The 25,715-nt window shown below is 63.0% G+C and carries 28 protein-coding genes; 10 read left to right on the plus strand and 18 right to left on the minus strand.

Going from position 1 to position 25,715, the window contains the following annotated elements; genetic code table 11:
• Positions 1 to 19 precede the first annotated feature (19 nt).
• A complete protein-coding gene (locus NKH43_RS05295) occupies positions 20 to 961 on the plus strand; it encodes a nucleoside hydrolase (protein ID WP_352856883.1) in 942 nt (313 codons plus the stop codon).
• 6 nt (positions 962 to 967) lie between these two features.
• On the opposite strand, the gene NKH43_RS05300 is transcribed toward NKH43_RS05295, so the two are convergent.
• From NKH43_RS05300 to NKH43_RS05325, 6 genes are all read right to left on the minus strand, one after another.
• Positions 968 to 1,351, minus strand: a complete 384-nt coding sequence (locus NKH43_RS05300; protein WP_352856885.1) for a hypothetical protein — start codon at positions 1,349 to 1,351, stop codon at positions 968 to 970.
• Between the two features lie 103 nt (positions 1,352 to 1,454).
• Positions 1,455 to 1,769: a hypothetical protein gene (locus tag NKH43_RS05305; protein WP_352856887.1), complete on the minus strand. Its 315-nt coding sequence runs from the start codon at positions 1,767 to 1,769 to the stop codon at positions 1,455 to 1,457.
• An 88-nt stretch (positions 1,770 to 1,857) separates the two neighbouring features.
• The gene (locus NKH43_RS05310; RefSeq protein WP_023675274.1) at positions 1,858 to 2,472 is read right to left on the minus strand and encodes a LysE family translocator; all 615 of its coding nucleotides are present in this window, start codon (positions 2,470 to 2,472) and stop codon (positions 1,858 to 1,860) included.
• A gap of 103 nt (positions 2,473 to 2,575) precedes the next feature.
• Positions 2,576 to 4,036 (minus strand): amidase, encoded by a 1,461-nt coding sequence (locus NKH43_RS05315; RefSeq protein WP_352856889.1) that lies wholly within the window; start codon positions 4,034 to 4,036, stop codon positions 2,576 to 2,578.
• Between the two features lie 6 nt (positions 4,037 to 4,042).
• Positions 4,043 to 4,951 carry a ribokinase gene (locus NKH43_RS05320; RefSeq protein ID WP_352856891.1) on the minus strand — a complete coding sequence of 303 codons (909 nt, stop codon included), beginning with the start codon at positions 4,949 to 4,951 and terminating at the stop codon, positions 4,043 to 4,045.
• Between the two features lie 112 nt (positions 4,952 to 5,063).
• Complete coding sequence (locus NKH43_RS05325; RefSeq protein WP_023718971.1) at positions 5,064 to 5,957, minus strand: methylated-DNA--[protein]-cysteine S-methyltransferase; 894 nt, start codon at positions 5,955 to 5,957, stop codon at positions 5,064 to 5,066.
• A gap of 114 nt (positions 5,958 to 6,071) precedes the next feature.
• Here NKH43_RS05325 and NKH43_RS05330 point away from each other — a divergent pair, with 114 nt between their 5' ends.
• Together NKH43_RS05330 and NKH43_RS05335 are read left to right on the plus strand one after the other, a co-directional pair.
• Positions 6,072 to 6,356 carry a class I SAM-dependent methyltransferase gene (locus tag NKH43_RS05330; RefSeq protein WP_352856893.1) on the plus strand — a complete coding sequence of 95 codons (285 nt, stop codon included), beginning with the start codon at positions 6,072 to 6,074 and terminating at the stop codon, positions 6,354 to 6,356.
• An 87-nt stretch (positions 6,357 to 6,443) separates the two neighbouring features.
• A complete protein-coding gene (locus NKH43_RS05335) occupies positions 6,444 to 6,887 on the plus strand; it encodes a hypothetical protein (RefSeq protein ID WP_352856895.1) in 444 nt (147 codons plus the stop codon).
• Positions 6,888 to 6,890: 3 nt separating this feature from the next.
• On the opposite strand, the gene NKH43_RS05340 is transcribed toward NKH43_RS05335, so the two are convergent.
• Entirely contained in the window at positions 6,891 to 7,385 is a 495-nt protein-coding gene (locus NKH43_RS05340) for a DUF2244 domain-containing protein (RefSeq protein WP_023718973.1), read from the minus strand.
• A 22-nt stretch (positions 7,386 to 7,407) separates the two neighbouring features.
• Between NKH43_RS05340 and nth the strand changes: the two genes are divergently transcribed.
• Positions 7,408 to 8,229 (plus strand): endonuclease III, encoded by an 822-nt coding sequence (nth, locus tag NKH43_RS05345; RefSeq protein WP_352495480.1) that lies wholly within the window; start codon positions 7,408 to 7,410, stop codon positions 8,227 to 8,229.
• Positions 8,230 to 8,263: 34 nt separating this feature from the next.
• Here the strand turns inward: nth and NKH43_RS05350 are convergent, their stop codons facing one another.
• The 4 genes from NKH43_RS05350 to NKH43_RS05365 form a co-directional block, all read right to left on the minus strand.
• A complete protein-coding gene (locus NKH43_RS05350) occupies positions 8,264 to 9,775 on the minus strand; it encodes a tripartite tricarboxylate transporter permease (RefSeq protein ID WP_352856896.1) in 1,512 nt (503 codons plus the stop codon).
• A 9-nt stretch (positions 9,776 to 9,784) separates the two neighbouring features.
• On the minus strand, positions 9,785 to 10,252 hold the full coding sequence (locus NKH43_RS05355) for a tripartite tricarboxylate transporter TctB family protein (RefSeq protein WP_352856898.1): 468 nt from the start codon (positions 10,250 to 10,252) through the stop codon (positions 9,785 to 9,787).
• 76 nt (positions 10,253 to 10,328) lie between these two features.
• A complete protein-coding gene (locus tag NKH43_RS05360) occupies positions 10,329 to 11,306 on the minus strand; it encodes a tripartite tricarboxylate transporter substrate-binding protein (RefSeq protein ID WP_023718977.1) in 978 nt (325 codons plus the stop codon).
• Positions 11,307 to 11,490: 184 nt separating this feature from the next.
• Positions 11,491 to 11,946 carry a DUF2214 family protein gene (locus NKH43_RS05365; RefSeq protein WP_352642223.1) on the minus strand — a complete coding sequence of 152 codons (456 nt, stop codon included), beginning with the start codon at positions 11,944 to 11,946 and terminating at the stop codon, positions 11,491 to 11,493.
• A 227-nt stretch (positions 11,947 to 12,173) separates the two neighbouring features.
• Here NKH43_RS05365 and NKH43_RS05370 point away from each other — a divergent pair, with 227 nt between their 5' ends.
• From NKH43_RS05370 to NKH43_RS05395, 6 genes are all read left to right on the plus strand, one after another.
• On the plus strand, positions 12,174 to 12,713 hold the full coding sequence (locus tag NKH43_RS05370; protein ID WP_352483639.1) for a GNAT family N-acetyltransferase: 540 nt from the start codon (positions 12,174 to 12,176) through the stop codon (positions 12,711 to 12,713).
• Positions 12,714 to 12,921: 208 nt separating this feature from the next.
• Positions 12,922 to 13,899, plus strand: a complete 978-nt coding sequence (locus NKH43_RS05375; RefSeq protein ID WP_352453995.1) for a Bug family tripartite tricarboxylate transporter substrate binding protein — start codon at positions 12,922 to 12,924, stop codon at positions 13,897 to 13,899.
• Positions 13,900 to 14,054: 155 nt separating this feature from the next.
• Positions 14,055 to 14,588 carry a tripartite tricarboxylate transporter TctB family protein gene (locus tag NKH43_RS05380; RefSeq protein ID WP_023718981.1) on the plus strand — a complete coding sequence of 178 codons (534 nt, stop codon included), beginning with the start codon at positions 14,055 to 14,057 and terminating at the stop codon, positions 14,586 to 14,588.
• A 4-nt stretch (positions 14,589 to 14,592) separates the two neighbouring features.
• The gene (locus NKH43_RS05385) at positions 14,593 to 16,116 is read left to right on the plus strand and encodes a tripartite tricarboxylate transporter permease (protein ID WP_352483579.1); all 1,524 of its coding nucleotides are present in this window, start codon (positions 14,593 to 14,595) and stop codon (positions 16,114 to 16,116) included.
• Between the two features lie 15 nt (positions 16,117 to 16,131).
• Positions 16,132 to 17,316 (plus strand): CaiB/BaiF CoA transferase family protein, encoded by a 1,185-nt coding sequence (locus NKH43_RS05390; protein WP_352483578.1) that lies wholly within the window; start codon positions 16,132 to 16,134, stop codon positions 17,314 to 17,316.
• A gap of 19 nt (positions 17,317 to 17,335) precedes the next feature.
• Positions 17,336 to 18,187, plus strand: a complete 852-nt coding sequence (locus NKH43_RS05395; RefSeq protein WP_352483577.1) for a citryl-CoA lyase — start codon at positions 17,336 to 17,338, stop codon at positions 18,185 to 18,187.
• 71 nt (positions 18,188 to 18,258) lie between these two features.
• Here the strand turns inward: NKH43_RS05395 and NKH43_RS05400 are convergent, their stop codons facing one another.
• The 7 genes from NKH43_RS05400 to NKH43_RS05430 form a co-directional block, all read right to left on the minus strand.
• Positions 18,259 to 18,768 carry an NUDIX hydrolase gene (locus NKH43_RS05400; RefSeq protein WP_352483576.1) on the minus strand — a complete coding sequence of 170 codons (510 nt, stop codon included), beginning with the start codon at positions 18,766 to 18,768 and terminating at the stop codon, positions 18,259 to 18,261.
• Between the two features lie 126 nt (positions 18,769 to 18,894).
• Positions 18,895 to 19,161, minus strand: coding sequence for a hypothetical protein (locus NKH43_RS05405; protein WP_352856902.1), 267 nt, complete (start codon positions 19,159 to 19,161; stop codon positions 18,895 to 18,897).
• Between the two features lie 185 nt (positions 19,162 to 19,346).
• Positions 19,347 to 20,039: a response regulator transcription factor gene (locus tag NKH43_RS05410; protein ID WP_023718987.1), complete on the minus strand. Its 693-nt coding sequence runs from the start codon at positions 20,037 to 20,039 to the stop codon at positions 19,347 to 19,349.
• Positions 20,036 to 22,774 carry a DUF4118 domain-containing protein gene (locus NKH43_RS05415; RefSeq protein WP_352856904.1) on the minus strand — a complete coding sequence of 913 codons (2,739 nt, stop codon included), beginning with the start codon at positions 22,772 to 22,774 and terminating at the stop codon, positions 20,036 to 20,038. Before NKH43_RS05415 ends, NKH43_RS05410 begins: the two co-directional genes overlap by 4 nt.
• A 52-nt stretch (positions 22,775 to 22,826) precedes the next feature.
• The gene (gene kdpC / locus NKH43_RS05420; RefSeq protein ID WP_352856906.1) at positions 22,827 to 23,396 is read right to left on the minus strand and encodes a potassium-transporting ATPase subunit KdpC; all 570 of its coding nucleotides are present in this window, start codon (positions 23,394 to 23,396) and stop codon (positions 22,827 to 22,829) included.
• A 12-nt stretch (positions 23,397 to 23,408) separates the two neighbouring features.
• Entirely contained in the window at positions 23,409 to 25,502 is a 2,094-nt protein-coding gene (gene kdpB / locus NKH43_RS05425; RefSeq protein WP_352856908.1) for a potassium-transporting ATPase subunit KdpB, read from the minus strand.
• Positions 25,499 to 25,708, minus strand: coding sequence for a hypothetical protein (locus tag NKH43_RS05430; protein WP_031194001.1), 210 nt, complete (start codon positions 25,706 to 25,708; stop codon positions 25,499 to 25,501). The genes kdpB and NKH43_RS05430 overlap by 4 nt, the downstream gene beginning before the upstream one ends.
• Positions 25,709 to 25,715: the final 7 nt, after the last annotated feature.

Below are 25,715 nucleotides of genomic sequence, written 5' to 3' on the forward strand. Positions count from 1 at the left end.
GCCAAAACAAGGAATTGAAATGCCCCAATCCCGCAGGATCATCATCGACACTGACCCCGGCCAGGACGATGCCGTCGCCATATTGCTGGCGCTCGGCAGCGCCGAGCTGGAGATCGTCGGCATCACCGCGGTGGCCGGCAACGTGCCGCTGAAACTCACCGAAAAAAACGCACGCAAGATCTGCGAGTTGGCCGGCCGGCCGGATGTCAAGGTCTATGCAGGCGCCATCCGGCCGCTGGCGCGTGAACTCGTCACCGCCGAGGAAGTGCATGGCAAGACCGGCCTCAACGGACCGCAACTGCCTGAGCCAAAGATGAAGCTGCAGGATCAGTATGCTGTCGATTTCATCGTCGAGACGCTGATGGAGGAGGAGACCGGCACGATCACCCTTTGCGCGCTCGGGCCGCTCACCAATGTTGCGCTGGCGCTGATCCGCGAGCCGAAAATCGCGCCGCGCATCAAGGAGATCGTGCTGATGGGCGGCGGCTTCTTCGAGGGCGGCAACGTCACGCCGACTGCCGAGTTCAACATCTATGTCGACCCGCATGCCGCCGATGTCGTGTTCAAATCCGACATTCCGATCGTGATGATGCCGCTCGACGTCACCCACAAGGCGCTGACCACCGCCAAGCGCACGAAGGCTTTCCGCAAGCTCGGCACCAGGGTCGGCACGGCGACGGCGGACATGCTGGAATTCTTCGAACGCTTCGACGAAGAGAAATACGGCACCGATGGCGGCCCGCTGCACGATCCCTGCGTCATCGCCTATCTGTTGAAGCCGAAGCTGTTCAAGGGCCGCAACTGCAATGTCAGCGTGGAAACTGCCTCGGAGCTCACCATGGGCATGACGGTGATCGACTGGTGGGGAGTGACCAAGCGGCCGAAGAACGCCCTGGTGATGCGCGACATCGATCATGAGGCGTTTTTCGCGCTGTTGCTGGAAAGGCTGGGGCGGATTTAGTGCCGCTCAGTCATTGAGCAGGCGGTAGGTGGTGGTGCCGTTCTTGCGGTGCTGTTGTTCGATCGAGACTTCCGATCCGATCATGTGGGGCGTCTCCACCTCACCATCGACAAATACCAGTGCGTTGCCGTCATGGAGACGGACTTCATATCTATAATAAAGTCCATGGCCGACGGAACCTTTCGGATTTAGAGGCATCGTCGCAACATCTTCGACGATGCCTCCTACGCGTTGCGTGCCAATGATCGGACTGTTCTGCCTTGTTACAATCGGCACAGCGATCGCAAAAGCGAACGCGCACAAGATTGTGATGCCAACAACTCTGCCGCGAAACTCTTCGCGAAGCAGAAGAAGGCGGTTTCTACGAGAAAGATTCGTCGGCCCCATCACTTAGAGTTGAGTAGCGTAAGGGCTTTGTTCAAGAGCGATTTCTTCGAAGAGAGCTCTGTCACTCGTTTTACCTTCGAAAACAGCTTCATTGATCGATCGCCATTCAATTTGGAAATCGGTAGAAGACAAAGCCATTGTCGCGCGTGACGCGCTCGATGCCGACGCGCGAGCCGATCAGGCGCGGGCGATCGTCGTAAACGAGGACCGTTGAACCGTTCTCAAGGAACAGCAGATATTGGATATTCTGCCCCTCACCCTGTCCACTTTTGACCGTAGCCGCGATCGGGTCAACCGATCGGATCGGGCTTGCGTCATTGGCCCACTTGTTCAGAGCCAAGACGAACATCACGGCAAAAAAGGCGCTGACAAATAGAACGGCAAGCCTCTGCTTGAGCGATTCCGAACCAGCCTGCGACACCGATTTTGCCCCCTATGCCCTCATGTGGGAGCCAAAAGGCGCACTTTCAATCGAGCATCATCATCAAAGATGCTTGAGGGCAGCCGCCTCACTTCGCCTTGGAAAACGCCAGCCACAGGCCGCCGCCGACCAGGAAGCTGCCGCTGATTCGCGACAAGAGCTTGACGCGGCCGGCCGACAGCAGGCGCCCGGCGCGGCCGGCGGCCAACGCGTAGGTCGAATCCGAGACTGCGGCGAAGATCATGGCGGTGAGACCCATGACGCCGATCTGTAGCGCGTAATTGCCTTCGGGGGCGATGAACTGCGGAAAGAAGGCGCCGAAGAACACCAGCGTCTTCGGATTGCTGATCGCCACCAGCAGGCCCTGCAGGAAGAAGCCGCCGCGCGGCTTTTTAGCCGATCCGTCGGCGTTCAGCTTGCCTTTCGAGCGGAACATCTGCACGCCCATCCAGATCAGGTAGGCGGCGCCGATCAGCCGGACCCATTCGAACCAGTGGCCCATTCCGGCGATAAGCGAGGTCAGCCCGATGCCGACGATGGCGATCATGATGGCCAGCCCGGCCTGGGTGCCGGCGACATTGGCGAGGCCGGCGCGCGAGCCGTGGCGGATGCTGTTGGCGATGATCAGCGTGACCGTCGGCCCCGGCACAAGAATGATGACGATGCAAGCGACGACGTAGGTGGCGTAGAGTTCCAGCGACATTTTTCCCTCCGCAGAATGCCGCTCGTGCGGCGCGCTGTCGCGATCAATGCATGGCGATGAGTTGCGTGCAAGTCGGCGAGGCGCCGACAATGCGGAGCTGATTTCAGCAGGCGCCGGCCTGCCATGGTAGCGTTGCCTCATAGGCGGCAGCCGCCCTCAGCACCGAGAGGTCACCGCGTGGCCGCCCGATCAATTGCATGCCCATCGGCCTGCCCTTGGGGTCGAAGCCCGCCGGCACATTGATCGCCGGGCAGCCGCCGAGCGTGGCGAACGCTGAAACCTGCATCCAGCGATGATAGCTGTCCATGACACGCCCGGCCACTTGCGTCGGCCAGTGGGTGGAGACCTCGAAAGGGAAGACCTGCGCGGTCGGCAGCGCGATGAGATCGAATCGATCGAAGAGCGACAGCAGGGTTTTGTGCCATGACGAGCGCCTCACCGTGACGGCGTGGACCTGCGGCGCGGTGAGGCCCAGTGCATGTTCCACTTCCCACACGGCCTCCGGCTTGAGAAGGCGGCGTTTCAAGGGATCGTCGTAATGCACCTTGAGCGCACAACCGCTGCTCGCCTGGCGAAGCGTTACAAAGGCCTGCCACAGCGCTTCGAACTCGAATTCCGGCATCAGCGGCTCGGCCTCGAAGGATAGATCCGCTAACCGGCCGAGTGCTGCCTCGCAAAGCTGTAGAATGCCTGCTTCAATTGGCAGATGACCGTCAAGATCGCCGAGCCAGGCGATGCGCCCGCCGGCCGCCGGCGTTTCCAGCCCTTCGAGGAACGAGCCTGGCTTATCATGCGACAGCGGCGCGCGAGGATGATAGCCGGCCTGAACGTCGAGCAGCAGCGCCATGTCGCGCACGTCACGCCCCATCGGCCCTTCGACGCCCATTTGCGCATGAAACACATCAAGATCAGGGCCGGCCGGTACCAATCCCTGCGACGGGCGGAAGCCATAGACATTGTTGTAGGCAGCGGGATTGCGCAGCGAACCGCCGAAGTCGCTGCCATCGGCAATGGGAACCATGTCGAGCGCCAGCGCGACCGCCGCGCCGCCGCTCGAGCCGCCGGCGGTCAGCGCTGGGTCGAACGCGTTGAGCGTCTGTCCAAACACGGTATTGTAGGTGTTGGAGCCGAGCCCGAATTCGGGAACGTTGGTCTTGCCGATGATGATGGCGCCGGCCTGCCGAACACGCTCGACGAAGAAGTCGTCTTCCTCAGGCACGAAATCGGCGAAGATCGGCGAGCCGAAGGTGGTTCTCAGGCCTTTTGTCAGCGCAAGATCCTTGATCGCGATCGGCAGACCGAACAGCGATCCGGTATCTGCTCCTCGCGCCAAATGAGCGTCTGCCTCGTCGGCCTCGCGCAGGATGTCGGCACGCTCACGCAATGAAACGATGGCGTTGACCTGTGGGTTCACCGCCTCGATCCGGTCCAGGAATGCAGCGATCACTTCGCGCACCGAAAGCTGCCGGCGCCTGATCCTGTCGGCCAGTTCCACGGCGGACAGGCGGCAGATGTCGCCGGCGGGCGGCACGGCATGCCTGGTGGTCGGGCGCGTGGCTGTCATCGCGCTTCAGCCGGCAGATGTCGGCATGGCGGCGTCGACATCCCTGGCCAGCGGGATGGCAGGCTGGGCGCCGGCTTTCAGGCAGGCCAGCGAACCGGCTGCGGCAGCGCGGGCAAGCGCCTGGTCGAGCGGCAGGCCTGCCGCCAGTCCGGCAGCAAAATAGCCGCAGAACGTGTCGCCGGCGCCGACCGTGTCGAGCGGAGTGATCTTCAGCGCCGGAACCATCAGGAGATCGTCCGGCGTCGCGGCGAGAACGCCGTCTGGGCCAAGCGTGACGACGATGGTGCGGCCGGTTCTCGAGGCATAGTCGCGCATCCGTGCCGGGCGGTCGCGGCCACTCAACGACAGCGCCTCACCATAGAGGTCGAACTCGGTCTCGTTGGCGACGAGATAGTCGGCCTTGCCGAGGAAGCCGGCCGCGTCGCCGTGGAAAGGTGCGGTGTTGAGCACGGTGACCGCGTTGGCCGTCCTTGCCGCGTCAAGCGCTGTCTTGACCGTTTGCAACGGGACCTCCAACTGCAGCAGCACGACATCGCCGTTTTTCAGGAAAGCCTTGGAAAGGTCACCCGGCACGACCGAATCATTGGCGCCCGCCACGACGGCGATCACGTTCTCGCCGTCGGCGCCGACCATGATCAACGCGGTACCCGTCGAGGCAAAGGTCTCGCCGACGCCGGACAGGTCGATCTTGCCGTCGCGCAGCAGCGCCAAAGCCTCGCCGGCGAAGCTGTCCTTGCCGACCGCGCCGACCATGCGCACCTTGGCGCCGGCGCGGGCGGCGGCCAGCGCCTGGTTGGCTCCCTTGCCGCCGGGGGCGGTGGCGAAACCGGAGCCGCGCACCGTTTCGCCGGGACCGGGCAAGCGGTCGACACTGGCGATGAGGTCGAGATTGATGGAACCGATGACGACGATCAAGAAGTGCCTCCCGCTAGCGCATGTCACTCTAATTGCGCGGGAAGCTACTCCGTAAGATCGCTGCTTGTCACCCTCGGGGCCCTTCGCTCCTATCGTTCCATTCGTTGGCTATTCAAGAAGAGACTTGTCCCGCCTCCCAGCCGAGGATGGCGCGTTTGCGCGTCAGGCCCCAATGGTAGCCGGTGAGCGCGCCGGACTTGCCGAGAGCCCGGTGGCACGGCACGACGAAGGACATCGGATTGGCACCGACCGCGGCACCGACAGCCCGGCTGGCGCTCGGTGCGCCGATGCGCGCGGCGATCGAGGAATAGGTGCAGGCCTTGCCCATCGGAATGCGCAGCAAGGCCTCCCAGACGCGGACCTGGAAGTCGGTGCCGATCATGACGACGCGCAGCGGCTGGTCGGCGCGCCACAGCGTCGGATCGAAGATGCGCGCGGCATAGGGCGCCGTCGCCGCCATGTCCTCGACATAGGTCGCATTCGGCCAGCGGCTGGACATGTCGGCAAAGGCCGCGCGCTCGCCGCCGGGGTCGTTGAAGGCGAGGCCGGCAAGGCCGCGGTCCGTCACCATGATCAAAGCGATGCCGAAAGGCGAGATATGATAGCCGTAGCGGATGGTGAGCCCTGCGCCGCGGGTCTTGTAGTCGCCCGGCGACATCGCTTCATGGGTGACGAACAGATCGTGCAGCCGGCCTGGGCCGGACATGCCGAGTTCGAACGAAGTTTCCAGCAGCGGCATGCCGGAATCCAGCAGTTTGCGCGCATGATCGAGGGTGACGGCCTGCAGAAAAGCCTTCGGCGACAGGCCGGCCCAGCGGGTGAACAGCTTCTGCAGCCCGGTCGGCGTCTCGCCGACCTCCTCGGCCAGCACTTCCAACGAAGGCTGGTCGCGATAGTCGAGGCTGATCTTTTCGATGGCACGACGGACGATTTCGTAGTCGCCGCCTTCAGGCGTGATGTCTTTCTGAAGGATTGCTGTCGTTTTGAGAGGCATTTGGGCGTTCATGGTAGTATCTCCTTGAGTGCGAATATCGTCCTTCGCGGCGCCGATCACCACCCGAAACTTGCTTTCCCGCAGCATGTACCCAGATAGAGTTGGCTTTGAATGGGGAGGACAATCATGGCCGGCGAGAAGATGCAGCTGACCAAGGAAAAAGAAACGCTGCTGATCACCGTCTACGGCAAGGCGCTGGAAAGCCGGCTTCCCAACTCGCTGCTGAAAGACCGCTTTGCGGACGAGGCGGTTCGCCGCATCGACTACGATTTCTCGCGGCTCAAGGTCGACAACAATCTCGGCGTCGGTCTGGCGATCCGGGCCAAGACGCTGGACGACTGGGTTTCGGCTTTTCTGGCGAACAACCCGAACGCCATTGTACTGCATCTCGGCTGCGGGCTGGACACATGAATATTCCGTATCGACCCGCCAGCCGGCGTCGACTGGTTCGACGTCGACTACGCCGAAGTCATCGAGCTCAGGCGCAAGCTCTACCCGATGCGCGAGCATTACCACCTGATCGGATCATCCGTCACGGAGCCTGGCTGGTTGGATGAAGTGCCCGGCGATCGCCCGGCGATGGTCGTGGCGGAGGGCCTGACCCCCTACCTTGCCGCTGACGAGGGCCCAAGACTGGTTTCGCGGCTTGTGTCGCATCTGGCCAGCGGCGAATTTATCTGCGATGCCTACAGCGACCTGGGTCTAAAGCTCGTGCGCCTCAACCGGTCGTTCCGCGCCACCGGAGCCGAACTCCACTGGGCGATCAACGATCCGCGCGACTTGGAACGGTCAGTGCCCGGCCTGCGGTTGGTCGAGGAAACGATGGCGTACAAACCCGAACATGCCGCCCGTGTGAGCTGGTTCGCCGGACTGGTCTTTCGCCTCTGGAGCCACGTTCCGGCTCTTCGGAGGGTCGGCAGGCTGTTGAGATTTCGGTTTTGATCGTCAGCGCGCCTTGGCGGTCGCCAGAGCGCGCGAAAATGCGGTGGCAAAACTTTCGCGGTCGTCGGGGTTGAGGAAGCCACCGATCGAGACTGTTTTTCCTTGCGCCTCGACCGCCATTCTCGTGATGCCGATTTCGGTGTGGCGGGCGATCGAAAAGCGTGCCCAGAACGGATTGAAGCGATGTGCTTCCGATTTGCCTGACGGGGCAGTCTTGCGGATATCGAGGCTGGTGCGAGACACCGACACCTCCTCGCGAGCCCGAGCGGCACGATAATTGGCGCGGAAGGCGATATAGATGGCAATAACATCGAGGCCGAAGAAGCCGAACACCGGCCAGGCGCCGCGCGACAGGAAAAACGCTCCGGTCACCAGCCACCCGAACAGCAATGCGCCCATCAGGATGACAAAGCCGGTCTTGCCCAGCGACCGGTGCGGTATCAGCAGCGCCTGGAAGAATGGCTCGTCGGCCTGAAATGAGGCGTTTGTGTCGCTCATTACAGAATATTATAGGAAAGCAATGACAAGCCCCAAGTCCAAAAACTCTTCGGCGCTAAAAAAAGACCTGTTGCCCGGCCGCCGCGACGGCTCGAACGCCAAGCCGCGTCCGCGGCCGGCGAGGTCGCGGGCGCTTTACAGCCCGGCCGAGGTGCATGAGATTTTCCGGCGCTTTTCCGTTCAGCGGCCGGAACCGAGAGGCGAACTCGAACATATCAACGCCTTCACGCTGCTGGTGGCGGTGGTGCTTTCGGCGCAGGCGACGGACGCCGGTGTCAACAAGGCGACGCGGGCGCTGTTCAAGATCGCCGACACGCCGCAGAAAATGCTGGCGCTGGGCGAGACCAGGCTCGGCGACCATATCCGCACCATCGGGCTGTGGCGCAACAAGGCCAAGAACGTCATCGCGTTGTCGGAAGCCCTGATCCGCGACCACGGCGGCAAGGTGCCCGATGATCGCGATCAACTGGTCGAGCTGCCGGGTGTCGGCCGCAAGACCGCCAATGTCGTACTCAACGTCGCCTTCGGCCAGCATACGATGGCGGTCGACACGCACATCTTCCGCATCGGCAACAGGCTCGGCCTGGCGCCGGGCAAGACGCCGGAACAGGTCGAACAAGGGTTTTTGAAGATCATTCCGGATGAATATATGCGGCATGCGCATCATTGGCTGATCCTGCACGGCCGCTATGTTTGCAAGGCACGCAAGCCGGATTGCCCGGCTTGCGTCATCGCCGATATCTGCAAGGCCAAGGAAAAGACGACCAGCGTGCCTGCACCACTGGTCGAGATCGCGCCGCTCGGGCCAGTAGAGGCGGCTACTGAATCAGTGCCAGCCAAGTGACTCTGAAGTTCCTCCTATGTGGCGCCGTCCACGTTCAGGAGCTCTCTTCGACAAACACCTCCTCGCGCTTCTTCCTGACCGCGGGGAGAAACACGATGACGAGCACGGCGAGCGCGATGAGGAGCAGGCTGGCGCTGATCGGTCTCGTCACGAAGGTACTCGGATCGCCGCGAGAGAGGATCATGGCGCGGCGCAGGTTTTCCTCGAGCAGCGGGCCGAGCACGAAGCCAAGCAGCAGCGGCGCGGGTTCGCAGCGCAGCTTGGTCAGGAGATAGCCAAGCAAGCCGAAGAGTGCGACTGCATAGAGGTCGTAGACGTTGGTGTTGACGCTGTAAACGCCGATCGAGCAGAACGCCATGATGATCGGGAAGAGCACGTAATAGGGGATCGTAAGCAGTTTCACCCAAAGCCCGATTAGCGGCAGATTCAAGACGATCAGCATCAGATTGCCGATCCACATCGAGGTGATGATACCCCAAAACAGTGCAGGCTGTTCGATCGCAACATTGGGGCCGGGTACGATGCCCTGGATGATCATCGCGCCGATCATCAGCGCCATTACCGGGTTGGCCGGAATGCCGAGCGTCAGCATCGGGATAAAGGAGGTTTGTGCGCCGGCATTGTTGGCCGATTCCGGTCCGGCGACGCCTTCGATTGCGCCTTTGCCGAATTCCCCCGGACTTTTCGAGACACGTTTTTCGACGGTGTAGGAGGCAAAGGCGGCAAGGATCGCGCCGCCTCCCGGCAGGATGCCGAGCGCCGAACCGATGATTGTTCCGCGCACGATGGGGGCCGCCATGCGCCGAAAATCTTCGCGGGTCGGCATAAGGCCGGAGATCTTTCGGATCAGCACGGAACGCTCATGCTCGTTTTCGAGGTTGCGCAGTATCTCGGCGACGCCGAAGACACCGACCGCCACTGCGACGAAATTCAGCCCGTCGGCATATTCGCGGATGCCGAGCGTGAAGCGGGGCGTGCCGGTGTAGATATCCGTGCCGACAAGTCCGAGCAGCAGGCCGAGCACGACCATGGCCAGTGCCTTGACGATCGAGCCGTGGGCGAGCGCGACGGACGAGACCAGGCCGACAATCATCAGCGAAAAATACTCGGCTGCGCCGAATCTCAGCGCTATCGCCGTCAGCGGTGGGGCAAAGATGGCGACGAGGAAGGTCGACACCGTGCCGGCAAAGAACGAGCCTATCGCCGCGGTCGCCAGTGCCGCCCCGGCGCGACCGTTCCTGGCTATTTGGTAGCCGTCGATGGCGGTGACGGCCGACGAGGATTCGCCGGGCATGTTGATGAGGATGGCGGTAGTCGAACCGCCATACTGCGCGCCGTAATAGATGCCGGCGAGCATGATGAGGGAGGAAACCGGATCGCCGATCTGGAAGGTGATCGGCAACAGCATGGCAATGGTTGCGGTGGCGCCGATGCCGGGCAGGACACCAATCAGCGTGCCGAGAAGGACGCCGATCAGGCAGAAACCGAGGTTTGCCAAAGATGTGGCCGTCGAAAAGCCGAGTGCGAGATTGTTGAGGAGTTCCATTTCATCTCCTCACAATGATAGGGGCAGCCACGGGCCGAAACGCCGGAACGGCAGGCCGAGTGCGTAGCTGAAGACGACGAATGCGAACAGCGTCAGGCCGGCCGACAGCACGAGCGCGGTCAGCGGCTTCATACGGCCGCTGCCGAACGATGCGATTAGCGCCGTCAGGAAGATCGAGGGGATAAAGCCGAGGCCGCGCACCGTCAGGCCGAAGAAGATCGGAGCGGGCAGAATGAACAGCATGCCGCGCCACGCGATGTGGCCGATCGGGTCGCTCTCGAAACGCACCGCTTGGACGAGGATGACGGCGCCAAGCAGGATCAGCACGATCGCCAGCACCAGCGGGAAATAGCCCGGTCCCATACGGAAGGCGGTGCCGATTTCGAGGCCGAGCGACTGCAGCGCGAAAAATGCGCCGAGGAAGATGAACAGCGCTGCGCAAATGCCGTTGGTTCTGTCGATTGCGAACGGTATCATGACGTCCTCCCGGGCCGCGCCGCGGGCTTGCCCATGCCGTGTAAAAACGGGGCGCTGGTGGCGCCCCGTTCAAGCTTTAGTCGGCGTACTGGCCGGCCGCTTCGATGATAGGCTTCCACCGCGCGATCTCACTTTCCAGCTTGGCCTTGAGCGCGGCCGGCGTGGCGTCGGCCTCGGGCGACGGCTTGGTGCCGAGTTCGGCAAAGCGGGCGACGACGTTCTGATCCTTCAGCGCCACCTGCAGCGATTTCGACAGGCGCTCGGTGATCTCGGCCGGCGTGCCCTTGGGTGCATAGATTCCGTGCCAGATGCCGACCTGCACCTGCGGAAGGCCGGCTTCCGTCGTTGTCGGCACGTCCGGAAGCACGTCGAGGCGTTGCGCCGAGGTTACGGCATAGCCCTTGATCGTGCCGCCCTGGATCTGCTTGGTGGTGTTGGTCGTCTGGTCGCACATGATGTCGACCTGGCCGCCGAGAAGGTCGGTCATGGCCGGGCCAGTGCCTTTGTAGGGAACGGTGACCAGCGGCGTGCCGATGGCGCTCATGAACAGCATGCCGCACAGATGCGAGGCCGCGCCTATCCCGGCATTGGCGACGGTGACGGTGTCCTTGTTGGCCTTGGCATAGTCGACCAGTCCCTTCAGATCGGTCGGCTCGAGATCCTTGCGGCCGACGATGGTCATCGGCACTTCTGTGACGAGACCGATATATTCGAACGCGTTCAGCGTGTCGTAGGCGAGGTTCCTATACAGCGTCGCGCTGGTCGCCATGCCGATGTGATGCAGGAGCAGCGTATAGCCGTCAGGATCGGCATTCGCGACGCGGCCGGCGCCTAGCGTGCCGCCGGCGCCGCCGACATTCTCGACGATGACCTGCTGCCCGAGGTCCTTCGACATGGCTTCCGCGACAAGACGCGTGACGGTGTCGGTTGGGCCGCCGGCCGAAAACGGCACGACAACGGTGATGGTGCGTTCGGGGTACGTCTGCGCGCCCGCGGCCAACGGGTAAAGCATGGCGACCGCAACGGCAGCCAGCGCGGCGACGAATTTTCTCATCGTGATTTCCTCCCAGAATACGAATTACCAACCGCTGCGCGGAGTTCCTCTCAAACCGAATGTAGATGGAGCAATAACTAGCGCAACCCGACAAATGACAATCGCCTCAAACGGCAAACTGCACATTTGTCCGCGCAAATGAGTGGAAAGGTCGGGCCGCGCGATGCCCTTCCTCCGACCTATCTTAATAGCCGTAGCCGCGCGCCATCGCCGCCGCGAACACCGGGATCAACAGGAAGATGAATGCCTCGGTGCGGACATAGGTGCGAACGGACGCTAGCTCCGCCGCAGGCACCTGGAAGCCGGGACTGGCGCTCGCCTGCCTGCTCCAGGACAGGAATCGGACGGTCGGGATAATCGACAACAGGCCGACAATTGCGAAAGCGGCCATCTTTGCCCAGAACATCCAGTTGTAGACGTAGAATTCCCAGCCCTTGAGACCATAGATGACGCGGCCGATGCCGACGACGATGATCAGCATGGCAATGATGCCGTAATGGCGATCGATACCGGCAAGCCGCTTCAGCGTCGCGGCGGACAGGTCGCTGCGGATCAGGACGAATTCGGCGCCGATGATGCCTGCCAGCGAAAACACCAGCAGATGATGGAAGATGGCAAGCACAAGGTCGGTGGTGTCCATGCTGTTTCCCCTCTGTCGGACGGCAGCCCCGAAACCGAACGCAGTGAACGAAATACTGGCGAAAAACTAACACCGCTTGGCGGGATTCACATCAGCCTGGAAGATGATCTACACAGCCTTGGTTCTTGTTTTACGCAACGGATTTTGATTCCCCATTTCATGCATGTCGCTGTCCTAACCGTTGGATGACCGGCATTAGGCACCGGCAACACAACCGAGGCATGACCATGACCAGTCCGCAGACAATTGTCGCCCCAGTGATTGAGACCTCTCGCACGGTCCTGCGACCGCACCGGCTGGACGATTTCGACGCCTATGTCGCAATGTGGGCCGATCCCGTCGTCACCCGTTTTATCGGCGGCAAGCCGCGCACGCGGGAGGAAAGCTGGATGCGTTTCCTGCGCCATGCCGGCCTGTGGTCGCTTCTGGGCTACGGCTTCTGGGCGGTCGAGGAAAAGGCGACCAGCCGCTTCATCGGCGAGGCCGGCTTCCACGATCTGAAACGCGACATGACGCCGTCGATCGAGGGCATTCCGGAGGCCGGATGGGCTCTGGTTTCGGGCGTGCATGGCCAGGGGTTGGCCAGCGAAGTCGTCGCACGGGTGCTTGCCTGGGGCGATGAGGCATTTGCAGCCGCGAAGACCGTCTGCATCATCGATCCGGAAAACACCGGCTCGCTGAACGTCGCGGCAAAATGCGGTTATGGCGAAGTGCTGCGAACCGTCTATCAAGACAAGCCGACCATCCTGCTGCAGCGGCAGCCCTGACGGATGCTGTCTGGGCACTGCCTGCCACATCGTCGTCGGGCGTCGAGTTCGCCAGCCTGAACATCGCACGGGCCGATTGTGGCGCATGCAGCGTGTTCTGTCTTTGACAGGATGACGCAAACTCTGCATGAATTTTATCGAGCGGGTCTGAATTCAGGCTACGTTTCTGGCAGGCACCGGAGGAGGTGTCGCGATTTGGAGGAATCCCATGCTGAACAGACGCAGATTCTTGATGAGCACCGCGGCGGCAGGTGCTGCCGGGCTCGCGGCATCGCATTTTATCCCCGCTTTCGCGCAGGACGCACCGCAGCTGCAGATTTTCGTGCCGGCGGCGCCGGGCGGCGGCTGGGACCAGACGGCGCGCGCCATGGACCAGGTGCTGCGCAGTGAAAAGCTGATCTCCGGCTCGCAGATCACCAATGTCGGCGGCGCCGGCGGTACTGTCGGCCTGCCGCAGTTCGTCAACCAGTGGAAGGGCAAGGGCAATGCGCTGATGGTGGCCGGCATGGTCATGGTCGGCGCCATTATCGCCAACAAGGCGGCTAACAACCTTACCGAGGTCACCCCGATCGCCCGCCTTACCGGCGAGTTCGAGGCGCTTGTGGTGCCGGCCGCCTCGCCGTTCAAGACTGCGGCCGACTTCGTTGCCGCCCTCAAGGCCGACCCGACGCAGGTTCCAGTCGCCGGCGGTTCGGCCGGCGGCTCGGACCACATCTTGTTCGGCCTCATCGCCAAGACCGTCGGTGTTCCTGCAACCAACCTGTCCTATGTGCCGTTCGCCGGCGGCGGCGAGGCGCTGTCGGCGCTGCTCGGCAACCAGGTCGCGGCCGGCATCTCGGGCTATGGCGAGTTCGCCGAACAGGTCAAGGCGGGCGCGCTGCGGCTGCTGGCGATATCTGCCGACAAACGCCAGGAGGGCATCGATGCTCCGACCATGAAGGAAGCCGGCATCGACGTCGAGCTGTTCAACTGGCGCGGCGTCTTCGCGCCGCCCGGCGTCTCGGACGCCGACAAGGCAGCAATGATCAAGCTGATCGAGACGATGGCCAAGAGCGACGCCTGGGCCACCGAATGCAAGAACCGCAACTGGACGCAGATCCTGCTCACCGGTGACGACTATGCGAAATTCGTCGCCGAAGACACGGCCCGCATCGGGACGATCCTCAAGGACCTCGGCCTGGCGTGATGCTCTCGGCAAGGGGCGGCCTGCGCCAACCCTTGCCGGCTTTCGCCAGCCGCATGGACATACGCGGCGCCGGAGGTGAAACTACGCCGAGATCGGCCGAGTGAGACCGGTCCAAGGAGAACCGGCCCCAAGGGACCGACATTGGGAGGACGATGATGAGCACCAGCGACCAGCAGGCGCCGCCGCGCCTTGCAGTGCCCGAACTGCTGATCGGCGTTGGGCTCCTCGCCTGTGCGGGTGCGGTTGCCTGGCAGACGCTGGCAATCCCGGTGTCGCCGCTCTATTCCAAGGTCGGTCCGACCGTCTTTCCCTACATCACCATGACGGGGATGGTGATCCTGTCGCTGCTGCTCATCATTGCCGCCTTGCGGGGCGGATGGCAGCCGGAGGACGAAAAGGAGACGCCGACCGACTGGAAGGCGATGGGCATCGTCGTCCTCGGACTGATCGCCAACCTCGTGCTGATCCAGCCGCTCGGCTTTACCGCCGCATCTGTCATCATGTTCGTTCTCATCTGCCACGGTTTCGGCAGCCGGCGTCCGCTGCGTGACGTGCTGCTCGGTCTGATCCTGGCGCTGGCCGCCTATTTCGGCTTTGCCAGGGCACTCGGCGTCAATATCGGCGCCGGCTTCATCGAAAACCAGCTGAACGCGATCGTCGATTCGGTCGTTGCCGTGCTGAGGGGCTGACGCCATGGAAACGCTCGGCCATCTCGCGCACGGATTTTCGGTCGCCTTCTCGCCGATCAATCTCATATGGTGCCTGGTCGGCACCACGCTGGGGACTGCGATCGGCGTGCTGCCCGGCCTCGGACCGGCATTGACCATCGCGTTGCTGTTGCCGATCACCTACCAGGTGGCGCCGGAGGCGTCGTTCATCCTGTTTGCCGGCATCTATTACGGCGCCATGTATGGCGGCTCGACGACATCGATCCTGCTCAACACGCCTGGCGAAAGCGCCACTATCGTCACCGCGCTGGAAGGCAACCGGATGGCCCGCTCCGGCCGTGGCGGTGCGGCCTTGGCAACCTCGGCGATCGGCTCCTTCGTCGCCGGCACGCTGGGCACGATCGGCGTTGCCTTCCTGGCGCCGATCGTCGTCAAATTCGCGCTGGCTTTCGGTCCGGCCGAATATTTCTCGCTGATGGTGCTGGCCTTCATCACGGTTTCGGCGGTGCTCGGCTCGTCGTCGGTGCGCGGCCTGACCAGCCTGTTCGTCGGCTTCGTCGTCGGCATGATAGGCGTCGATCTGCAGACGGGGCAGCCGCGCTTCACCTTCGGCATGAGCGAATTGTTGGACGGCGTCGACGTCATCGTCGTCGCCGTTGGCCTGTTCGCCGTTGGCGAGACGCTTTACATGGCCTCGCGCCGCTATGCCGGCAAGGACGACATCGTGCCGTTGAAAGGGTCGCTCTACATGACCGCGGCTGAATGGTCGCGCTCGTGGAGGCCATGGCTGCGCGGCTCCCTGATCGGCTTCCCGATCGGCGCCATGCCGGCCGGCGGCGCCGAAATCCCGACCTTCCTCTCCTATGCCATCGAGAAGAAACTCTCCAGACACAAGGAGGAGTTCGGCACGGTCGGTGCCATCGAGGGCGTTGCCGGGCCGGAAGCGGCCAATAATGCATCCGCCGCCGGCGTGCTGGTGCCGATGCTGACGCTCGGCCTGCCGACCTCGGCGACGGCCGCGATCATGCTGTCGGCATTTCAGAGCTACGGCATCAATCCGGGGCCGCTGCTGCTGACGACGCAGGCCGACCTGGTGTGGGGGCTGATCGCCAGCCTGTTCATCGCCAATGTCATCCTCGTCGTCCTCAACCTGCCGCTGATCGGGCTCTGGGTGCGATTACTGAAGATTCCGGCGCCGCAGCTCTATGCCGGCATTCTGGTGTTCGCCACGGTCGGCACCTACGGCATTTCGCAATCGCCGATCGACCTCATCATCCTCTATCTGCTCGGTGCCGCCGGCTTCCTGATGCGGCGTTTCGATTTCCCGACCGCGCCAGTCATCATCGGCATGATTCTCGGGCCGCTTGCCGAAACGCAGTTCCGCCGCGCGATGACCATCTCGAACGGCGATTGGACGGTGTTCTACAAGCATCCGCTGTCGCTGACGCTGCTGACGCTGGCCTTCATCGGGTTGGTTGGACCGCATATCTGGGCCTACATCGAGCACAGGCGCATGCGCGGACCGGAGCACGTGCCGGGCGATGCCTGAGCTGTTCGTGACGTCATGACAGACCTGCTTTCCGGCATCCGCATCCTTGACCTGACCAATGTGCTGGCCGGCCCCTATTGCGCCTACCAGCTGGCATTGCTCGGGGCCGACGTCATCAAGGTCGAGACGCCGCAAGGCGGTGATCTGGCGCGCCAGCTTGGCGCCTCGCCGGAGCTCAACCGGGTGGGCATGGGCGCTTCGTTCCTGGCGCAGAATGCCGGCAAACGCTCGGTGGCGCTCGATCTCAAGCAGGAGGCCGACCGCGAACGCTTCCTCGATCTGGTCGCTTCGGCCGACGCGCTGGTCGAGAATTTCCGCCCCGGCGTCATGGACCGGCTGGGGCTTGGCCATGCCAGGCTGAAGGAGGTCCGGCCAAGCCTTGTCTATTGTGCGATATCGGGCTTCGGCCAGACCGGGCCGATGCGCGACAATCCAGCCTATGACCAGATCATCCAGGGTCTTTCCGGCATCATGAGCATCACCGGTACACCGGAAACGGCGCCGCTGCGTGTCGGCTATCCCGTCGCCGATACGCTTGGCGGGCTGGTCGGGGCGTTCGCCATTACCGCCGCGCTGGTCAAGCAGAAGACGACAGGCGAGGGTGCGTTCCTCGACGTCTCTATGCTCGAATGCACGCTTTCTGCGCTCGGCTGGCCGGTGTCGAACTATCTGACGGCGGACGTCGAGCCGCAGCCGATGGGCAATGAAAACATGACGGCCGCACCGTCTGGCGCGTTTCGCACCGGCGACGGCTTGCTCAACATCGCAGCCAACAAGCAGGAGCAGTTCGTCACACTGTGCCGGTTGATCGATCGGCCGGAGCTGGCGTCGGATGTCCGCTTTGCCGAGCGCGAAACGCGCAAGCAGAACCGCATTGCATTGAAAGCGCTGATCGAGGATGCCTTGGCGAGCGGCTCTGCCGCCGCCTGGGAGGAGACGTTCAATCGCGCCGGCGTGCCGGCAGGCCGGGTGCTGACAATCCCGCAGGTACTGCAAGAGCAACAGGTGATCCAGCGCGGCATGACGGCGCGCTTCCAGGCTGTGTCCGGGATGGACCGGCCGCTGACCGTGGTGCGCGGCGGCTTCATGGTCGATGGCGAGGCACCTTTGCCGAGCAGGCCGCCGCCGGGGCTCGGCGAGCATATGGACGAGGTTTTTGCCGGTTTGCCGCCACGCGCCAAGAAAAGAGCGAAGGTATGAGCGGCACGGAAAAGAAGGCATGAGCGACACGGAAAACAAGACTGGCCGCGCGCGCGGCGAGGAATGGTGGCAGACCGGCATCATCGAGATGCGGCCCGGCGTCATCCGGCTGCGCGGCTATGAGATCCAGGATCTGATCGGCCGCGTCAGCTTTCCGGCAATGATCTGGCTGATGCTGCGCGGCGAACTGCCGAGCGAGGAGCAGGCGGCGCTGCTTGGCATCGCGCTGGGTGCCGCCGTCGACCATGGGCCGCAGGCGCCGTCCATCGCCATCGCCCGCATGGCGATCACGTGCGGTGTCGGCATCAACAGCGCCATGGCGTCGGCCGTCAACGTGCTTGGCGACGTGCATGGAGGCGCCGGCGAACAGGCGCTCTCCTTCTACGGAGACATCGCCGCCGAACTGGACGCCGGCGTGCCGCTCGCGGACGCGGTGTCGGCGCGGGTTGATCGTGTCCTTGCTGGGGAAGACGGCTATGTGCCGGGGCTGGGCCACCGCTTCCACCCGGTCGACCCGCGGGCGCCGCGCCTCATCGAACTGACCCGCGACTTTGCCGCGCGCGGCGTCGTCAGCGGGCGCTTCGCCGACATCGCCGAGATGGTCGAGGCGGAAGTTGCGCGGGGCAAGGGCAAAAAAATCCCGCTTAATATCGACGGCGCCACGGCCGTCATCTACGGAGAGCTCGGCTTCCCGCCGCCGCTGACGCGAGGCCTTTTCGTACTGTCGCGCTCGGTCGGCATCCTGGCCCATGCATGGGAACAGTCGCAGGAAAGCGACCGCAACAAAGGGCCGCTGCCGCGCGAATGGCTGTGGGCCTATACCGGCACGCCGGCGCGGCCTTTGCCCGAGGAAGACGAAGGCAGTCAGTGAGATGTCGGTTCAAGCGACAGCGGAGGGCGCTGGAGCCAATTCCCGATAGAGTCGGGATAGACCCCCATGGTTTATTGAGCGTGATCTTTTCCGAAAGCCGGATTCTGCTTTTTGGGGGTATGCTCCAGCTCGGGACTCCTGATGTTCCTCACCAACGTCGAAAGATCCGGCTCGTCGATGAGCAGCGCCGCGTCGGCCGGTGCCAGCCATGCCCGCTGCCGCCTGTTGGCTTCTTGCCAGTCGGCAAGTTCCTCGGTTACCTCCAGCAAATAGACGACGACGTCGACGCGGACGAAGCGGTTCGCCAGCCGCTTCCAGTAGCAATAGGTGCCGGCCGGCTGTTTCAATATCCTGCCGAGGACGCCGGCTTCTTCCTGTGCTTCGATGGTGGCCGCCTTGCGACCCCCCTTGCCCTTCATCGGCCAGCCTTTCGGCACGATGAAGCGCCTCGTCGTTCGCGATGTGACGAGCATAACCTCGACATCGCCATGCTCGCTCAGCCGAAAGGGGATCGCCGCGACCTGGCGAATCCGGGCGCCCTTCCTTGCCTTACGGACGACCTTCTTTCTGCTGGCTGCCATTCAAAAATCCAGTCGAAGCGGTGCCCAAAGCACGAAGGGCAGCATTGCTAAATCCAAACCGCCTTCGATGTTATCTCAGGTGCGGCGGCATCCAAGCATAATAAGTCGGCTAAATAAATGAAAACGTTAGCGGCAAGTGCTGACAAAGCCGCTCCCTGACGGCAGCAACTGACAAGTCGGCTTCATCTGCGGCACCACCTGCGGTTGGGGCGCCGGGATTTGGCGGTCCTGCGCACGGTATTGCTGTTGCTGCTGCTGATATTGCTGCCGCTGCAGCCTGTTCTCCAGCATCTGCAACTGGTTTTGCTGGATCAATGCGTTGCGGTCGGCGGGGCTGACGATCTGTGCCGATGCGGCAGGATTTACGCCCGACAGCATCACCGTTGCCAGCATTGCCGACCCTAAAAACGTCAATAGACGAAGCTGTGACATTCATTAATTCCCGCACAAAACCGACCTCAGATTAATATAGGGGTTTTGCCCGGCGATGCCATGGCCGCCGCTGATTCGCGGCGAATTGCTACGTCGTCCTGCCGGCTTTGGGAGGCATTGCGGTACGCGAGGCTGGCTCTCCCATTTCACTCGACTTCGCGCAGCCGATATCCGACGCCGGTCTCGGTGGTGATATAACGGGGCTGGTCGGGCATCTTTTCGATCTTTTGCCTGAGTTGCCGGACATAGACCCTGAGATATTGAACGTCGGTGGAATCGCCCCAGACCTGCTTCAGCAGGAATTGGTGGGTGAGAACCTTGCCGGCGTGCTGTACGAGGATGCGGAGGATGTCGTATTCCTTCGGCGAGAGCTTTATCTCCTTGTCCTCGACCTTGACGATGCGCTTCACCAGATCGACGGAGAGGTCGCCGGTGTGGAACACCGGTTTCTCACCCTGCTGCTGGAACTTGTGGCGCAGCGCCACGCGGATGCGTGCCACAAGCTCGTTCATACCGAACGGCTTGGTGACATAATCGTCGGCGCCGAGTTCGAGGGCCGAGACGATGCCGGCCTCATCAGTGCGGCTCGAAAGAATAACCACGGGAATGTCCAGGCCATCATCCCGCCATTTGCGCAGCAGCTCATGCCCGCTCATGCCGGGCAGGCCGAGATCGAGGAGGACCAGGTCCGGCTTTTCCGTCTCCATGAGTTCAATCGCCGCGCTGGCGTTCGGCGCCTCGCTGATCGCATAGCCTTGGCTGCCGAGCCCGACGCGAAGCAGTTTCCGGATCGGCGGCTCGTCGTCGACCACCAATATCCTGACGTCCAAATTCGTCATGACAGGTGGTCCATGTTTCGATCGTCAGCATCGGGTTCACCGACATCGGGGAGTTCTGCCGGCACCGGCATTCTTATGGTGAAAACCGCGCCCGAGCGGTCGGTCCTGTTCGCCGCCGAGAGCGTCCCGCCCATCGCTTCGATGAAGCCGCGGCAAATCGACAATCCGAGCCCGGTGCCGGCACGCACCTGGTCACCCTTGCGCACACGGTAGAAAGTGTCGAAAACGCGCTCCAGGTCCGCTGGCGGAATGCCTGGTCCCTCATCCATGATCTGCAGGATGACGCTGCCATTGTCGGCCCAGGCCTGCAGGCGGATCGTCGAACCTGGCGGCGCGTATTTTGCAGCATTGTCGAGGAGATTGAACAGCACCTGCTCGAACAGAACGGGGTCGAGCCGCAACATCGGCAGATCCGATGGAATATCGGTCTCGGTCTTATGCTCGCCGACGATTTTGCGGGCCCGATGCAGGGCTGAGCCGACAATGTCGCCGACATAGTGGAATGCATAATTCGGCTCCATCGTGCCGGATTCTATCTTGGTCATGTCGAGCAGATTGGCGATGAAGCGGTTCAGCCTTTCCGATTCATCAAGCACGGTCGACAGCAGTTCCGCCCGGTCCTGCTCGGGCAGTGCGGCCTCGAAGTCCCTGAGTGTTCCGGCCGCGCCCATGATGGCGGCAAGCGGCGTTTTCAAATCGTGGGAAATGGAGGTGAGCAAGGCCGAGCGCAGACGGTCTGCCTCGGCCGCAAGCTTGGCCCGGTCAACATCGGCGACGAGCTGGATGCGCTCGATGGCGACCGCCGCCTGGTCGGCGAGCGCATCGAGCAGACGTTGCTGCTCGGGTGTCAGCAGCGGACCTTGCTTGTCGTTGTCGAGGCCGACGACGCCCACCGCCGTGCGTCCGGTCCGCAAGGGCAGATAGAGGCGTTTTGCTCCGGGCAGCGTGTCGGCGCCGCGCCCGGCGGCGCGGTTATGCTCCCACGCCCAGCGGGCTGCTGCGATGTCGGCCTCGGCCAGCGTGTCGTCGGGTGGGTAGCCGGCTTTGACCGCGATTGTGCCGTCCTCGGGCAAAAGCAGCACTACGCGCAGCTTCAGCATCAAGGCGATCTGGAAGGCAGTGGCCCATAGCACGTCGTCCAGGGTACCGGCGCCGGCGAGCTTCTTTGAAAACTGATAGATGTCTTCCGTGGCGCGCGCCCGTGAGCTGGCAGCGATCGCTTGACGCTGCACCCGCGCCGTCAGATTGCTGGCGATAACGGCGACAACAAGGAAGACGGCAAGCGCAACGATGCTCTCCGGATCCCTGATCGTCAGTGTGTAGCGCGGCTCTAGGAAAAAGTAGTTGAATGCAAGGGCGCTGACGACACAGGCGTACAACGCTGGCCAGAGCCCGCCCATTACAGCCGATGTGAGCACCGCCAGCAGAAAGACAATGGCCAGATTGCGAACGTCGAGAAACTGGTCGAGAACAGTGCTGAAGGCCAGCGAGCCCATGACATAGGCTGTAGCTAGCAGGTAGGGCCTAACCTGAAACTGCTTCTGCTCGGTTGCCGCGCTGACATTTTTCGAGGGTGCGTCGGTGCCCTGGTCGGTTCCCGAAATTACATGGACGCTGATGTTGCCGGCGTCGCGGATGAGATCATAGGTGAGCGAGCCTTCGATCAATTCGCGCCAGCGTGATCGGGTCGGCCTGCCGATCACGATATGGGTGAAGTTGTTCGCCGTCGCATGGCGAACGATGTCTTGCGCGACATTCTGACCCGGAATGGTCGTCACCTCGGCACCGAGCTGCTCGGCAAGGCGCAACTGCGTCGCCAGCCGATCCTTGTCCTCCTCGGGCATGGCGGCTGAGCGAGGGGTGTCCACATGAAGCGCCGTCCAGGGGGCGCGGAGCCGGTCGGCCAGCCTGCGCGCATAGCGTATGCGAGCCGCTCCGCCAGGACGCGCGTCGACGCAGACGAGAACCCTTTCTCCGGCCGCCCACGGTCCCGGGATCGCGTGCGCCTGCATATGGTTGAGCAACTGCTCATCGACCCGCTGGGCGGTGCGGCGAAGCGCCAACTCCCTGAGCGCCGTCAGATTGCCCGGCGAGAAATAGTTCTCGATGGCGCGCTGGGCGGTGTTGGGGAAGTAGACCTTGCCTTCCTCCAGCCGCTTGATCAGGTCGTCGGGGGTGAGGTCGATGATCTCGACATCGTCGGCTTGATCGATGATGGAGTCGGGGACGGTTTCACGCACCCTGACGCGTGTGATCTGGGCCACGACGTCGTTCAGGCTTTCGACGTGCTGGATGTTCAGTGTCGTGTAGACATCGATCCCGTGCGTCAGGATTTCCTGGACGTCGAGGTAGCGCTTGGGGTGGCGGCTGCCGGCGACGTTGGTGTGGGCGAGTTCGTCGACCAGAACCAGCGCCGGGCGCCGGGCGAGGATGGCGTCGAGATCCATCTCCTCGAGGATCCGCCCCTTGTAATCGATCTCAAGGCGAGGAATGACCTCGTAGCCTTCGACCAGCGTCTGGGTTTCCTTGCGGCCGTGCGTCTCGACGATGCCTATCACCACGTCGACTCCGTCGGCCAGCCTGGCGCGGCCTGACATCAGCATCTCGTAGGTCTTGCCGACACCGGGGGCGGCGCCGAGAAATATCCTCAGCCGACCGCGCTCCTCCCGCTCGGCATGCGCGAGCAGCGCGTCGGGAGAGGGCCTGGTTTCGGCGGTGCGGCTGTCGTCTGGCATAAGGATCAATCATGAACGGCACCGGCTTCGGTGTCGATCCCGGCGCCGCCCTTCATTGTTTCATCGCATCGTCCAGCGCAAGGTTGAGGGCCAGCACATTGACCACCGCCTCGCCGATGAATCCCAATTCGCGATCCTCGATATGGCTGTCGACAAGCGATTTGATCCTGGATTCATCGACGCCCCTGGCCTTGGCCACCCTGGCGACCTGAAAATAGGCCGCATCGGGGCTGATATGCGGATCGAGGCCGCTGCCGGACGTGGTGACCAGATCCATCGGTACCGGCTGGTTCGGGTTTTCGGCTCTCAACTTCTCGGCGTCGCTCTTGATACGGTCGATCAGCTTCGGGTTGGTCGGGCCGAGATTCGAACCGCCCGAGGCGGCGGCATTGTAGCCGTCGCCGGCAGCCGACGGACGGCCATGGAAGTAGCGGTCGCTGGTGAAGGCCTGGCCGATCAGCTCGGAACCGACGAGTTTGCCGTCCTTCTCGATCAGGCTGCCATTGGCCTGGCGCGGAAGCAGCGCCTGGGCAATGCCGGTCATGCCGATCGGATAGACCAACCCCGTCAGAACGGTGAAGAAGACGATCATGACGATCGCAGGCCTGATTTGATTGAGCATCGACGTGGTTCCTTATGCGAGACCGAGAGCAGTGATGACCATGTCGATCACCTTGATGCCGACGAAGGGCACGACGACGCCGCCGAGGCCGTAGACTATGAGATTGCGGCTGAGCAGCGCACCGGCGCCGACAGCGCGGTATTTGACGCCTCTCAGCGACAGCGGGATCAGCGCGATGATGATCAGCGCGTTGAAGATGATGGCCGAGAGGATAGCGCTCTGCGGCGTTGCCAGATGCATGACGTTGAGCGCTTGCAGCGGCCCGGCGGTCTGGCCCGGGGCGATGTAGAAGACGGCGAATATTGCCGGGATGATGGCAAAATACTTGGCGACGTCGTTGGCGATGGAGAAGGTGGTGAGCGAACCACGCGTCATCAGCAGCGCCTTGCCGATTTCGACGATCTCGATCAGCTTGGTCGGATCGCTGTCGAGATCGACCATGTTGCCGGCCTCGCGCGCCGCGACCGTGCCGGTGTTCATGGCGACGCCGACATCGGCCTGCGCAAGCGCCGGCGCGTCGTTGGTGCCATCACCGCACATCGCGACCAGCTTGCCCTTGGCCTGTTCGTCGCGGATCAGCTTCAGCTTGTCCTCGGGCGTCGCCTGGGCAAGGAAGTCGTCGACGCCGGCTTCCGCCGCGATCGCCGCCGCGGTCATCGGATTGTCGCCGGTGATCATCACCGTGCGGATGCCCATGCGGCGCAATTCGGCAAAGCGTTCTGCGATGCCGCCCTTGACGATGTCCTTCAGGTGGACGACGCCGAGCAGGCGCCCATCGCGCTCGACCGCCAGCGGGGTGCCGCCGGATTTGGCGATCTCGTCGGCGATGGTTTGAAGGTCGCGGACGGTGTCGCTGCCGGGGCGCGTACTGCCTGTGGCAATGGTCGAGAGGTTGACGCGGGCAAGCACCGCATCGACTGCGCCCTTGCGGACCGAGGAGCCTTCCAGGTCGACGCCGCTCATGCGGGTTTGCGCGGTGAAGGGCACGAAACTCGCGTGCAGGCTTGCCATGTCGCGGGCGCGGATGGCGTATTTCTCCTTCGCCAGCACGACGATCGAGCGGCCTTCCGGCGTTTCGTCGGCAAGCGAGGCAAGTTGGGCGGCGTCGGCCAGTTCCTGGTCGGTGACGCCCCTGACCGGACGGAATGCCGTTGCCTGGCGGTTGCCCAGCGTGATCGTGCCGGTCTTGTCGAGCAGCAGCGTGTCGACATCGCCGGCCGCCTCGACGGCGCGGCCCGACATGGCGAGCACGTTGAAGCGCACCAGGCGGTCCATGCCGGCGATGCCGATGGCCGACAGCAGGGCGCCGATCGTGGTCGGGATCAGCGTGACGAACAGGGCGACCAGCACTGTCACCGAGATATAGCCGCCCGAATAGGACGCAAAACTCGGGATCGTCGCTGTCGCCAGCACGAAGATCAGCGTCATGCCGACGAGCAGGATGTTGAGCGCGATCTCGTTGGGTGTCTTCTGGCGCTCGGCGCCTTCGACCAGCGAGATCATGCGGTCGAGGAACGTATGGCCGGAAGCCGCGGTGATGCGCACCCGGATCCAGTCGGACAAGACTTGCGTGCCGCCGGTCACCGCCGAACGATCGCCTCCGGATTCGCGGATGACAGGTGCGGATTCGCCAGTGATGGCCGCCTCGTTGACCGAAGCCACGCCTTCGACCACCTCGCCATCCGAGGGGATGATGTCGCCGGCTTCGACAAGCACGATATCGCCGACCTTCAGGCTGGTGCCGGGCACCAGCTTGAACTTGCGGCGGTCGCCGCCGTTCAACAGCTTGGCTTGCGTCTCGGTTCGCGCCCGACGCAGCGAGTCTGCCTGCGCCTTGCCGCGGCCTTCGGCCACCGCTTCGGCGAAGTTGGCGAAAAGCACTGTGAACCACAGCCAGATGATGATCTGCAGCGTGAAGCCAAGATCGCCGCCGCTGGTAACGAGATCTTTGACGAACAGCACGGTGGTGAGCGCCGAGACGACGGCGACGACGAACATCACCGGGTTTCGCATCAAGGTGCGCGGGTTCAGTTTTCTGAAGGATCCGCCGATGGCGGGCAACAGAATGCGGGGATCCATGATGCTCACGGATTTCGACTGGCTCATTTGGTGGCTCCAGTGTCGATGTTGGTGACCGGTCGATCGTGTGCCGAACGAAGGTGCGGCGGCCCGTAAGCCAGCAGCCAGATAATGATCAAGGCTGCCGCAATAGCGAGGAATGTGGACAGGGTCGGGAAAGGAGGAGGTGTTTTCTCCCCCTCCGGCTCGGGACGATGCCGGGCCTTTCGAGATATGATCTTGAACCAGGGCATGGCCGTT

It is taken from the genome of Mesorhizobium sp. M1163, assembly GCF_040318415.1.
Classification (GTDB): Bacteria; Pseudomonadota; Alphaproteobacteria; order Rhizobiales; family Rhizobiaceae; genus Mesorhizobium.